We start from the raw sequence: 11,463 nt of genomic DNA on the forward strand, positions 1-11,463 counted from the left end.
CCTAGTGTAACGCATGGCCGAGCCTAGGTGGCCTTGGGTACAATAGGCAAATTCTTCGGACAGGAGCCCCATCTTGACCACCAATCCGACCGCGACCTTCGACGATGCGCTTCCCGAGGCACTGCGGTTTCATTCGCCAGCACCCTTGGTGGATATCGGCGCCAACCTGACACATGAGAGCTTCGCTCGCGACCTGGAGGCAGTCATCCAGCGTGCAAGGGCAGCCAATGTCACCACCATGATCCTCACCGGCACCGACCAAGCTCATGCCGAGCAAGCCGTATCACTCGCACATCGCTATCCAGACCTGTACGCCACGGCTGGAATACACCCTCATGACGCCAGTCAGTGGAATGCAGGGCTCGAGCGTGCCATGCGCGACCTGCATCAAGAGCCCAAGGTAGTCGCCGTTGGCGAATGCGGACTGGACTTCAATCGTAATTTCTCCTCCCCAGCCGATCAGGAGCGCGCTTTCGAAGCACAGCTAGGCTTGGCCGTGGAATCAGGACTGCCATTGTTCATTCACGAACGCGATGCCGGCCGGCGGATGTTGGAAATCCTCCGAGCCTGGCGCGACGACATCGAACAAGCGGTCATTCACTGTTTCACTGGTGATCGAGAGACATTGTACGGCTATCTGGATCTCGACCTGCATATCGGCCTTACCGGCTGGTTATGCGATGAAAGGCGTGGCCATCATCTACGCGAGCGAGTCGGCGAAATCCCGCTGTCACGGCTAATGGTGGAAACCGATTGTCCATACCTGCTACCACGAAATTTGCCTGCCAAACTCAAGGGAAGACGCCACGAACCGGCGCTGCTGCCCTGGATCGTGCGTGAGATCGCCCATTGGCGTGGCATCACCGAGACCGAACTTGCCACCGCCACCACGGCTACAGCTCGCGCCTTCTTCCGCTTGCCTGCCACCGTTTACCTTGCCGAGGACTCCTGACATGGCCGACTTTCCTGGCTTCATCGCTATAGAAACCGGAGAGGATGGTGGACTGCCGCTCGCCATCGCCTGGGCACTGTCTGATGGGCGGATCAAGCATACCCTGATTCAGCCGGACAGCGACTGGCTCGACAATGAGCTGGTTTCACTGGGCGATTACAGTCTGGAGGAGCTCGATAGCTTAGGGGTGAGCCCACTCGACGTGATCCGGGAGCTTGAGAACGATCATTTTAGCGACACCCTCTACACGGCAGGCGTGAGCGATGACGAAGCCGCTCTTTGCCGGCTGTTCGATGTTTTCGGTCTCGATCCCTTCGTCGAACTGGCGCCGGCCGATTCCCTCTACCCTGATCTGTCTCCCGGCGACTGGTCGCGCGCTCGCGGGGAATTGTTCGGCGAATTGGGACTGGAACCGTTACGACCGGAACAGGAAGTGCAGGTGATGCTGATGCTGCATCAACGGCTCAGCGGGGATGCCTGATACCAGGTTCCCCGCCCTGCCTCATACCATGTTGTGACTGGATGGCACGATATTCTGGTTCAAGCGGAACAGGTTCGTCGGATCGTATCGAGTCTTGATCTCAGCCAGTCGATCATAGTTCTGCCGGTAATTGGCATGCACCCGATCGGCGTCATCACTGGACATGAAGTTCACATATCCCCCCTCCTCGGAATAAGGCTGAAGCGCTTGGGAGTAGGCACGCCCCCAGGCAATGTTTCGCTCGCTGTCAGTGGGATCCGGCCAGCTCGGGCCAAGCACGGTCGCAAAAGACGCATCCCGATAGGCAAACGCTGTGGCGTCGGGCGCGACGCGCTGACATGCCCCATCAATGGGAAACAGCAGCGTCGCGCTTTGGGGGCATGGGATCCTAGCGCCATAGTCGATATGCACGTCGATCGCCTCATTGGAAAGATGCCGGGTGAAACGGCCCTTCCAATAGTGATAGAGCCCGGCTGGTAGCAATTCATCGAACAGGGTATTGATTACCGGATACGGCATGCGTTGGACATACTGTCCCAGAACGGGGCCGAGTTGGCTGAGCCGCTCGCGTATTGCCTCGTCCTCGCCCCCTGGGCCGCTCCAGCAAGTCAGCACCACGACTACCGGCTGACCATGCCATGATTCGGGCAAAAACGGCAGCGGTGGACCAAGCGTGATGCCAAGAAGCGCCCCCAGTGCTTCGGGAGCCTCGGCAATCAAGGCCCGATAACGGCGAATGACCTCTGCATCGAGCGGATAGAAGGTCGGCCCGCCGAGGATATCGGCCACGTCATACAGGCGGTATTCGAACGACGTGACCACACCGAAGTTGCCGCCGCCGCCGCGGATGGCCCAGAACAGGTCCTCGTTGTAACTTTCGCTACACGTCAGGAAGCGGCCATCGGCCGTGATTACGTCAGCCGATAGAAGGTTGTCACAAGACAGCCCACAACTTCGCGCTAGATAACCAAGACCACCTCCAAGGGTCAGACCGGCGATACCGGTGGTGGAGACAATCCCACCGGTCGTCGCCATGCCAAAGGCGGCGGTGGCATGATTGAGGTCAGCCCAGGTACAGCCACCCTCAGCACGAACACTATGACGTTCTGGATCGACCCGGATACCACGCATCCTTTCCAGAGAAAGCACCAGACCGCCATCACAGGTTCCGAAGCCGGGAACGCTATGACCACCACCTCGAACCGACAGCAGAAGATTGTGCTGTCTCGCAAAGGCCACGCAGGACATCACATCCGCGACGTCGGAAGCCTGGACGATCAGCGCTGGGCGACGATCATGGATCGCATTGTAGACCTGGCGAGCCGCGTCGTATTGGGCGTCTGCCGGGAGAATCAGTTCTCCGTGTAAACGCTCTCCAAGTGACCGAATCATGTCAGCGGTGAATAGACGCTCTTCGCTAGATTCCGTTTGTTTCCTCATCTCTGTCATGGCTATGTCCTCATCGTTGATGCTCACCATTGCCCAGTCGCGTCAGTCACTCATGTGACCGATCCCTGCATGGGTTCAGCGGATTGGCTGAAGACGGGATTTGGGTTTTCTACTTAGAGATAGCCGGTGGTCGTCCCAGAGGCGTGACACAGATGTGACATTCGGTATTTAGCAGTACGTGGCATCACCGCATAGGCTGTATTCAGGAGGTACACTGACATGACGCTCCTGCACATCTCGCTGTTGGGTGAGTTCGCCTGCCATACCGCCGAAGGACAGCCACTCGCCTTCCCAACCCGCAAGGTCGATGCATTGCTTGCCTATTTGGCGGCGAGCCCGTTTCGGCGGCATCCACGTAGCCTGCTGGCGGGATTACTGTGGGAAGACATGTCAGAATCCCGAGCGCGCACCAATCTTCGCCAGACACTATCGCGCCTGCAGCACACGTTTCCGGAAGGAATACGGGGAAGCCTGATTGTCAACGCGCAGGAAGTGGGACTAAAAATAAGCGCTGCCGAGGTGGACCTCGAGGCGTTCGAGCGACTGCTCGCTGGTGGCACCCCCGAGACCCTGGAACGTGCACTTGCGCTGTATCGCGGCCCTTTCCTGGAGGGTATGGCCGAGTGCAGTGACGCCTTCGAAGACTGGCTGATGGCACAACGCCGAAGACTGGACGAGCAATTGCAACAACTGATGCATCGACTGCTCGATCATTATGTGCTCACCGGCGCCATCGATCCCGGGATCCAGCTTGCCTTGAGGCTGCTGGAGAATGACCCTTTGGATGAAGGGGTTCAACGTACCCTTATTCGCCTCTATCTCTACCAGGACCGGATCGGGGCAGCACTCGAGCAGTATCGATGTTGTAGAGAGCGGCTCGCCGACGAACTTGGCATCGCTCCGGCCCCAGAGACCGAACGACTGAAAGATGAATTGCTGGCACTCTTGCCTCGCTACCCTGGCGATGAGAACGACTTGCCACGCGAGAGTGACGATTTGCCTGAGTGTCCCCAGGTAATCGAAGCCGCTGCCACTGCTCGAACCCGCCGCCGATTGGAGTCTTCCGGCCGCCCTTCACTCGCTGTCCTGGCCTTCGTACCACTAGAAGATGCCAATCTCCATCATCACCTCGGTGACGGACTGGCGGAAGACATCGCGACCGAACTTGGCCGCTTCCGAGAACTCGATGTGATCGCCCCGTCGAGTGCTTTGGTATACCGCCATACCCACGCTACACCAGAGCAAGTCGGTAGCGAACTCGGCGTGGACTATATCCTCGAGGGACACCTGCGATGCCAGGGGGAACGTCTGCGACTCACCGCACGACTGCTGACCACATCACGCGCGCATCAAGTCTGGGCTGAGCGCTATGATTGCCAGCTCAATGAACTCTTCGAGGTTCAGGACGATATGGTCTGCCATATCGTCGGCAGCCTAGCCGGGCGGATCGAGGACGATCGTCTGGCACAAGCCCGCCGGAAACCGCCCCAGGACTGGCAAGTCTACGATCTTTGGTTGCGCGGTTGGCATGCCTTGCGTCGCTCCAACCTACCGGACATCCGCGAGGCACGGCGCTATTTCCAGCAGGCACTCGCCAGGGATCCGCAGTTTGCCCGAGCTTATGTCGGGCTTGCTCTCGCCCATCTCAACGAGTGGGCCTGTTACTCCTGGAATCATTGGGTGTTCCTGCAGCAGGAGGCATTGGAGCTCGGACGCAAGGCGGTCGCCCTGGATGCGCACGATCACCGTGCTCACTGCATGCTGGGGCTGGCCGAACTTTACGGCCGCCATTACGAGGCAGCGAACCGTGAGCTGTCTCTGGCACTGACGCTCAACCCGAACGATGCTGACGTGCTCGCCCACGCCTCCTTTGCTCTGGCATTGGCTGGTGACCCCGAGCGAGGGGTGGAAGCAGCCCGCAAGGCGTTGCGCCTCGCACCATATCGACCGGAATGGTATGCCGGCATGGCTGGGATCGCTTTCTTCAGTGCCCACCTGTACGGCGAGGCCATCGAGACCATGGCATCGGCTCCTCAGGCCTTCTGCAACACACCAGCCTTCATTGCCGCATCCTATGCCCATCTCGGCCATCCGGAACAAGGCGCGAGCCATCGGGACACCGTCTATCGCCATTATCACTATCAGTTGGCGCGCGGCACGTTCCCCGAGCACACTGGCTGCCTCGACTGGCTAATGGCTCTTGACCCTTATCGACGTACCGACGATGCAGAGCACTACCTGGAAGGGTTGCGCAAGGCAGGTTTCGAGTAACGGGGTGGTAAATCACTGATCGGGCCATTCATCGAGTTGATGGCATCCCACCGCCAGTGCTTCCTGCAGACTCGCGCCATTCTGGTAGAAGGTTTTCAGCGCCATACGGAAGGCAGCTGCTCGCCGCGGTAGTCCATCACGTTCGTAACATGCCGCCCGCTGTTCGACACGCAAGCGAAACCCTTCGCGATCGACTTCGACATCGCCCAGATTGTCGACGCTGACGTTGAACTTCATATCGCAAGCCCTTGAAAACAACAACTCAAGTGCCTGCGGAGCCACCTCCACAGACTCGAAGTCTCGCTGTTGTATGGCGTCGCGCCCATCGGGCAAATACCAATAACCGTAATCTTCCAACTCCCGTCGCCTGGTTCCTGCAATGCACCAGTGGCTGATTTCATGCAACGCACTGGCGAAAAACCCTCGTGCAAAAATCACCCGATGGTAAGGACAATTCGTATCGGCGGGACGGTACAGTGGTTCGTCTCCTCCTCGCACCAGCCGTGTCTGAAAGCGATCGAAAAAGAGACCATCGAATAACACGATGAGATCATCGAAATGGTGGGGCAAAACGTCTCCTGTGAGTCCAAAGGCGCCTGGCAACGGGCCGCCATTATAAGCGCTCTCCCTACGAGCGAAAATCATCGGCAATTGCTAGACTATGGCGTCTGCCCAAATGGTCAGGAGACAGCCCCGGGAAGGGCTGGTTCACGTCTCGGTTTGGAGTGTTCACATTGTCTTCGTTGCTCTCTTCTTGTCTTTCACGCAGCCGCAAGGAGACACGGCTGCTGGTCCGTCTTGGGTTGCCGATCTGTGGCGCTCAGCTCGCACAGGCGGGAATGGGTGCCACCGATGTCATCATGACCGGACGGCTGAGCGCCACGGATCTAGCCGCCGTATCCGTCGGCTCCAGCTTGTGGATGCCACTGATGCTGTTCATGACCGGCACTCTGATGGGTCTGACACCGATCGTGGCACAGCTGTTGGGGGGTGGGCAGACCCAACGCATTCGCCCCAACGTACATCAGGCCTTGTGGGTAGCGCTGGTTCTGGGAATCATTGCTGCACTATTGCTGTGGACTACGGTGATGCCGATCTTTCGGCTGATGGGGGTACCGCAGGGTGTCGCCACGCTCTCTGCGAGCTATCTTGCGGCCGTTGCTTTCGGGATGCCAGGCGTCGCCATGTTCCAAGCACTACGAGCCTTTTCCGACGGCATGAACCACACTCGTCCCTCACTGTGGATCAGCCTGATCGGACTGGGCGTCAATATTCCCAGCAATTTCGTATTGATTTATGGCGGTGCCGGCCTGACCGGACTGTTCGGTACCTGGTTACCGGAACCGCTGCAATCGCTGCCAGCGCTAGGAGCCTTGGGTTGCGGTATCGCCACAGCGCTATCGATGTGGGTAATGAGTCTCACCATGTTGATCTATACCCAACGTAGTCATGCCTATGATCCAGTAGAACTGTGGCACTCACCCACCCCACCGCGCCGCGCCATGATCGCTGAATTACTCTACGTCGGTCTCCCGATTGGTGTGGCCATTTTCGTCGAAGTCACGCTCTTCACCTTGATTGCGCTATTCATCGCCAGTCTTGGTGAAATTACCGTGGCCGCTCACCAGGTGGCGCTGAACTTCACCTCGATCCTTTTCATGCTCCCGCTGTCGCTAGGTATGGCATTGACGGTCAGGGTCGGCAATACCCTAGGCGCTGGCCGAACACAGGATGCGCGCTTCGTGGCCTGGAACGGCATGGCGGTATGTCTGCTGGCCGCCCTGCTCAACGATTTGATTCTGTGGTTGGCCTCGGAACCAGTGGTTGCGCTCTACACTCATAATATTGAAGTGCAGCAATTGGCTATGTCGTTGATCGGGTTGGCAATGATCTATCAGATTTCAGACTCCTTGCAAGTCAACATGGCCGGCGCCCTACGAGGCTACAAAGATACTCGGATCATCATGGCCATCACGCTGATCTCTTATTGGCTGGTTGGTCTGGGGGGCGGCCATTGGCTAGGCATGGTTGGCATTCCCGCACTATTCGGCCCGCTGGGCGTACATGGCTACTGGATCGGCCTGATCGCTGGCCTTACGCTGGCAGCACTGCTGCTGGGCATTCGCTTGCACAGGATCAGCAAGGCGGTGAGCGATGGACGACTGGCGACTCCCCACAGCTAATGGCAGAGGCATCAATCGCCGGCTCAGCGGCAGCATCCTTGCCTGTCTCACATTACTTGCCGGTTGCGACCGCGAGTCCCCTGGCGATGCTCTGCTAGTCGACTATCAGCACCGCTTGGCCGATGCACTCGATACTGAACGCCCGCCCTCAGAACAGCCCGCCAACATCGGCGCCTTCCCTGACCAGGATGAGCGGTTGTTCGACATTCCTGAGACCCGCGAAAGCCTTCTCGACATCTATGCCTTGCGGGAATGTCAGATCACCTCCCTGATAGCCAAGCGAAACAATCAACTGGGCCGAGTCGCGACTCCCAGCCAACGTTGGCTTTATGAGCTCGAGTTATGGCAACGCCTATATCAATGCTGGCATTCTGAAGTGCCGGAGTCCTTGGCGGCACGTGATCGTCAGCGTCTGCATCGCCTGCTGGAAACCAAAACCGAGCAATTGCCACGAGCCAGTTGGAATGCCCTATTCGCCTCCAGCGAGTGGGTCGATAACTTCTCCCGTGCCAGCGCTCCCCTGGCACCGGACGAGCAGATTCCACTAGACGAGTCATTGGCAGCGCTGAACTACCTGCGACTTGGTGCGGAGCATCAGTTCGATCCCAACTGGCGAGTCGACTCTTCGACATTGGAGAGCCACTTGCAGACATTGCAGCGAGAGCCCTTGACAGCACGCATCCTGCGCTCACTCATGCTCATCAGCTTGCGCCTGAAAGAGGCCAATACCATGCTGAATACTTCACTCGATGTGTCTGGCTGCCTTGAGGACCAAACCGATGTCAATATCGCTCCACTGAGAGGAGACCTTCAGCAACACTACAGGACAGAAATTCATCCTTACCTGGAGAAGCTCAGGTATACAGCGCGCACTTGGCTGGAAGCAGTCAATGCACTACTGAAAGCCCACGACGTGTCGCGACCGGCTGTCGCAGATTACCAATATGCCTGGCTATCGTTGGACAACCCGCAGGCTCCATGGCCACGATTTCAGCAAGCGATACAGACGCATTCTCAATACTGGCGTCACATCAAGCAGGAATGCGACCCATCACTGAAAGATGGTGGGGCTTAACTTTCCACGCCTGACTGTGCTAATAGTGAAGCAAGGCGATGCCGTTACAACGCGCAAGGAGGGTAATCATGGGTAACCCACTATCCCCCCGTTCTGCTCAGGTCATCGACCTGGATACCGTGCGACAACGGCAGTTCGCCAAGCGTCGGCTGGTACGACTAGCCCCCGAATTGGATGGCCTCGAGATGCTCTATCATCTCGCCTCCGATCCGGAGACGCTCTATGGCATGCCATTGTTGGCTTGGGGCTTGAGAGAAGACGGTGAGATCGTTGGCCTGGTCCCCTGGATGGAGGCGCTGACCCCCTGCCACCAGCTCGACGATCCTGAATATGGCCATTTCGTTGGTTACCGTGATCCGGAAACCGAAGAAGTTTTCCACAGCGCACCGGACCACAAGGTGTTCGAGCTCGAGCACGCCGCTGCCTATTTCGACTACGAAGACACCTCAGAGCCAACTCTGATCCAACAGATACCGGACACTCAAGGTACCCATGCCTTATGCATGGATGGCGATGACGCCCCCTGGCAGTTAAAGCAAGTTTTCGGCTGGCGTCTTTACAGCAACGGTGAGATAGAGTCCCTGCTAGTCGATGAGAATCGCATCGAGTCGACTCCGGTACTGGCGGGAGATGCCTGCCTGTACCCCGGGCATAGTCGCCACCAAGTGGTGTATTTCTTTCAGCGAGTCATCGCCAATCGCATCAAGCAAGAAGATCCTGCCACCCTTGAGGCTCTGGCCTTGATGGTGGCACGTTGACGTCGCATGGAATACCAGGAGGTGAGCTCAGCCCAAGCGAATGAAGTACCAATAGACGCCCTCAGACTCGGACTGATGTATCAGGTCGTGCCCAAGGAAGCTGCAGAACTTGGGGATATCACGTGTCGTGGCGGGATCCGTGGCGATGACCTTGAGTATCTCGCCATGGTGCATGTCCCGCACTCGATTATGCATCAGCATGATGGGCTCCGGACAATAGAGACCAGTGGTGTCCAGTTCAACATCATGGACCGGAGCATCGTCAGTCGGATGAGGCATTGCTTTTCTCGGTTACCTTCGAATGGATGAGCCAGTAGGTTAATGGAGCAGTGACATGATCAAGATCCTCATCGAACGCCATATCATGCCCGGGCTGGAAGCCGAGTACGAACAAGCCGCTCGGGAGGCCATGAGAGCCTCGATCAACGCACGCGGCTTCATTGCCGGTGAAAGCTTGTGTGAACGTCATCATCCCGAACGCCGCCTGTTGATCACTCAATGGCGCGACCTGAGCGCCTGGAAGGACTGGGAGCACAGCCCTGAAAGAGAACGCGTCATGCAACATGTCTTGCCACTCCTTACGGAGGAAGAGGACATCCGGGTTTTTGAACATCACTGACAGGCTTCATGCCAACAAGCGCACGTGCACCGTCACTTCTTCTCGATCATGATACAAGTGCCGGCAGCGAATCTCAGCTGCCACACGAGCCTCGCGCAGTTGCTGGTCGAGACATGACAGACAACGTTCCACTTCTTGCCAACGCTGCTTCATCGGTAGCTTGAGGTTGAATACCGCTTCGCGACACCAGCGCCGCAATAACCAACGCTCGACCATTTCTACCACCCGCATCGGCTTGTCGACGATATCGCACACCAGCCAGTCGAGTCGATTGGGGGGTTCCCAGACAAATCCATCCTCGCGCAGATGCTCCACCTGCCCTGTGGCCATCAAGGCCTTGTCCATGGGGCCGTTATCGATGGCATAGACATACATTCCCTTGCGCACCAGTTGATAGGTCCACCCCCCAGGTGCTGCCCCCAGATCCGCTGCCTGCATTCCTTCGCTCAAACGCGTGGGCCAAGCGTCGCGAGGCACGAAGACATGCCAGGCCTCCTCAAGTTTGAGGGTGGAGCGGCTCGGTGCCTCTCGCGGCGCGCGCAAGCGGAGAATCCCTCCAGGCTGTTCGCTACGATTGCCAGGAAAACTCATACCCAACTGCACAGAATCCCCATTCGTCCAGAACAAGTGGAGACGCCGCTTGCCAGCTTTACGGCGCAAGGCGCCACACTTCTTGAGCGCCGATGGTAGAGAACGCTCCAGTGCCTTGATCAAACCACTGAGTGCCTTGCCATCATTGGTATCCGGCGTTTCCTGCCATATGGACTCGAAGCTCCAACCGCTTTCGAGGACTTGCGACACAATCGGTGAAATGCGGTCGTCCCTGGAAATTCCCACGAGAGGCGGCAAAGCTACCAGGCTTTGTCTGGCAAACACCAAGGTGTCGAGAGGAATCTCACGATGCAAGGCATTGGCTGGTTTCCCTGGCAGTATGAAGCGTACATAGCCACTGTTGGTCTCAGCTTGAAGGGAGCCATTCCAACCGATCAAGGATGCCTTATCGGTAACCTCGGCACCTAGGTCGTGCTCGAAGCCGGGACGGCAATAGAACAGCAGTTCGTGAGGGATCATGGAGTCTCCTGTCGAGGGCTGGACAGTCTAGCGAGATCGTCCCGAGACTCACAAGTGCGATTCACGGGATTTCTTGCCAGCCTTACCCCGTTGCAGCGCCTCGATATCCTGCAACTGTACATTCAGTGCATTGGTGGAGATCATCACTTCCCACAGCGAGAATACCAGCGAGGTCGACAAACTGAGCAGGCTGATTCCGAACAGAAGCATTCCGAACAGCTCCAGGGAGAGGAACAACGCGAACATCGACAAGGTACAGAGCAGGAAACTCAACACGCCAGCCACCTGCATGCGTTTCGTCAAGGTGATGCGTTTACGCAGCAGCAGAATCTGGCGCGTGGTGACATCGTGATGATTGTCGCGCTCCTCATCAGCCAGCTTGCGAATCAATTGCGCCAAGGTCAGGAAGCGGTTGGTATAGGCCAGCAAAAGCAATGAAATGGCCGGAAACAACAAGGCGGGCGTTGTCAGCGTCACAAGGTACCCCAAGCATATTTTAGACTTAAGTCGTATTATACGTGACTCTCATCATGACAACGAATCCCTTTCCAACGCTTGGAAAGTTAACACCCCAGACACAATAAATCTTCGGCCCAACGCAAAA

At 57.4% G+C, this 11,463-nt stretch carries 12 protein-coding genes; 7 read left to right on the top strand and 5 right to left on the bottom strand.

Annotation, left to right across the window (positions count from 1 at the left end):
- Positions 1-73: 73 nt before the first annotated feature.
- Together L861_RS06730 and L861_RS06735 are read left to right on the top strand one after the other, a co-directional pair.
- Positions 74-952 (top strand): TatD family hydrolase, encoded by an 879-nt coding sequence (locus tag L861_RS06730; RefSeq protein ID WP_016415826.1) that lies wholly within the window; start codon positions 74-76, stop codon positions 950-952.
- Between the two features lies 1 nt (position 953).
- Positions 954-1,433 (top strand): hypothetical protein, encoded by a 480-nt coding sequence (locus tag L861_RS06735; RefSeq protein ID WP_016415827.1) that lies wholly within the window; start codon positions 954-956, stop codon positions 1,431-1,433.
- Positions 1,434-1,454: 21 nt separating this feature from the next.
- Here L861_RS06735 and L861_RS06740 read toward each other — a convergent pair whose 3' ends face one another.
- Positions 1,455-2,882 carry an FAD-binding oxidoreductase gene (locus L861_RS06740; RefSeq protein ID WP_201766408.1) on the bottom strand — a complete coding sequence of 476 codons (1,428 nt, stop codon included), beginning with the start codon at positions 2,880-2,882 and terminating at the stop codon, positions 1,455-1,457.
- Between the two features lie 219 nt (positions 2,883-3,101).
- Here L861_RS06740 and L861_RS06745 point away from each other — a divergent pair, with 219 nt between their 5' ends.
- Positions 3,102-5,153 carry a BTAD domain-containing putative transcriptional regulator gene (locus L861_RS06745; RefSeq protein WP_016415829.1) on the top strand — a complete coding sequence of 684 codons (2,052 nt, stop codon included), beginning with the start codon at positions 3,102-3,104 and terminating at the stop codon, positions 5,151-5,153.
- A gap of 12 nt (positions 5,154-5,165) precedes the next feature.
- On the opposite strand, the gene L861_RS06750 is transcribed toward L861_RS06745, so the two are convergent.
- Positions 5,166-5,723: an elongation factor P hydroxylase gene (locus tag L861_RS06750; RefSeq protein ID WP_016415830.1), complete on the bottom strand. Its 558-nt coding sequence runs from the start codon at positions 5,721-5,723 to the stop codon at positions 5,166-5,168.
- Between the two features lie 164 nt (positions 5,724-5,887).
- Here L861_RS06750 and L861_RS06755 point away from each other — a divergent pair, with 164 nt between their 5' ends.
- The 3 genes from L861_RS06755 (at position 5,888) to L861_RS06765 (ending at position 9,169) form a co-directional block, all read left to right on the top strand.
- Positions 5,888-7,336 carry an MATE family efflux transporter gene (locus L861_RS06755; protein WP_021029132.1) on the top strand — a complete coding sequence of 483 codons (1,449 nt, stop codon included), beginning with the start codon at positions 5,888-5,890 and terminating at the stop codon, positions 7,334-7,336.
- Complete coding sequence (locus L861_RS06760; RefSeq protein ID WP_016415832.1) at positions 7,308-8,411, top strand: DUF3080 family protein; 1,104 nt, start codon at positions 7,308-7,310, stop codon at positions 8,409-8,411. The genes L861_RS06755 and L861_RS06760 overlap by 29 nt, the downstream gene beginning before the upstream one ends.
- A gap of 68 nt (positions 8,412-8,479) precedes the next feature.
- Positions 8,480-9,169 carry a hypothetical protein gene (locus L861_RS06765; RefSeq protein WP_016415833.1) on the top strand — a complete coding sequence of 230 codons (690 nt, stop codon included), beginning with the start codon at positions 8,480-8,482 and terminating at the stop codon, positions 9,167-9,169.
- Between the two features lie 27 nt (positions 9,170-9,196).
- Here L861_RS06765 and tusA read toward each other — a convergent pair whose 3' ends face one another.
- Positions 9,197-9,448 (bottom strand): sulfurtransferase TusA, encoded by a 252-nt coding sequence (gene tusA / locus L861_RS06770; protein WP_016415834.1) that lies wholly within the window; start codon positions 9,446-9,448, stop codon positions 9,197-9,199.
- Between the two features lie 55 nt (positions 9,449-9,503).
- Here tusA and L861_RS06775 point away from each other — a divergent pair, with 55 nt between their 5' ends.
- Positions 9,504-9,788, top strand: a complete 285-nt coding sequence (locus tag L861_RS06775) for an antibiotic biosynthesis monooxygenase family protein (RefSeq protein WP_016415835.1) — start codon at positions 9,504-9,506, stop codon at positions 9,786-9,788.
- Between the two features lie 6 nt (positions 9,789-9,794).
- Here L861_RS06775 and rlmM read toward each other — a convergent pair whose 3' ends face one another.
- Together rlmM and L861_RS06785 are read right to left on the bottom strand one after the other, a co-directional pair.
- On the bottom strand, positions 9,795-10,859 hold the full coding sequence (gene rlmM / locus L861_RS06780) for a 23S rRNA (cytidine(2498)-2'-O)-methyltransferase RlmM (protein ID WP_016415836.1): 1,065 nt from the start codon (positions 10,857-10,859) through the stop codon (positions 9,795-9,797).
- Positions 10,860-10,907: 48 nt separating this feature from the next.
- Entirely contained in the window at positions 10,908-11,336 is a 429-nt protein-coding gene (locus L861_RS06785) for a DUF2721 domain-containing protein (RefSeq protein ID WP_016415837.1), read from the bottom strand.
- Between the last annotated feature and the right edge of the window lie 127 nt (positions 11,337-11,463).

The organism is Litchfieldella anticariensis FP35 = DSM 16096 (genome assembly GCF_000409775.1).
Lineage (GTDB): Bacteria > Pseudomonadota > Gammaproteobacteria > Pseudomonadales > Halomonadaceae > Litchfieldella > Litchfieldella anticariensis.

Bases quoted from the DNA above. Each gene is read 5' to 3' on its own strand.
- L861_RS06765 (WP_016415833.1), top strand. From the start codon at position 8,480: ATGGGTAACCCACTATCCCCCCGTTCTGCTCAGGTCATCGACCTGGAT.
- L861_RS06740 (WP_201766408.1), bottom strand. From the start codon at position 2,882: ATGACAGAGATGAGGAAACAAACGGAATCTAGCGAAGAGCGTCTATTC.
- tusA (WP_016415834.1), bottom strand. From the start codon at position 9,448: ATGCCTCATCCGACTGACGATGCTCCGGTCCATGATGTTGAACTGGAC.
- L861_RS06775 (WP_016415835.1), top strand. From the start codon at position 9,504: ATGATCAAGATCCTCATCGAACGCCATATCATGCCCGGGCTGGAAGCC.
- rlmM (WP_016415836.1), bottom strand. From the start codon at position 10,859: ATGATCCCTCACGAACTGCTGTTCTATTGCCGTCCCGGCTTCGAGCAC.
- L861_RS06745 (WP_016415829.1), top strand. From the start codon at position 3,102: ATGACGCTCCTGCACATCTCGCTGTTGGGTGAGTTCGCCTGCCATACC.
- L861_RS06760 (WP_016415832.1), top strand. From the start codon at position 7,308: ATGGACGACTGGCGACTCCCCACAGCTAATGGCAGAGGCATCAATCGC.
- L861_RS06735 (WP_016415827.1), top strand. From the start codon at position 954: ATGGCCGACTTTCCTGGCTTCATCGCTATAGAAACCGGAGAGGATGGT.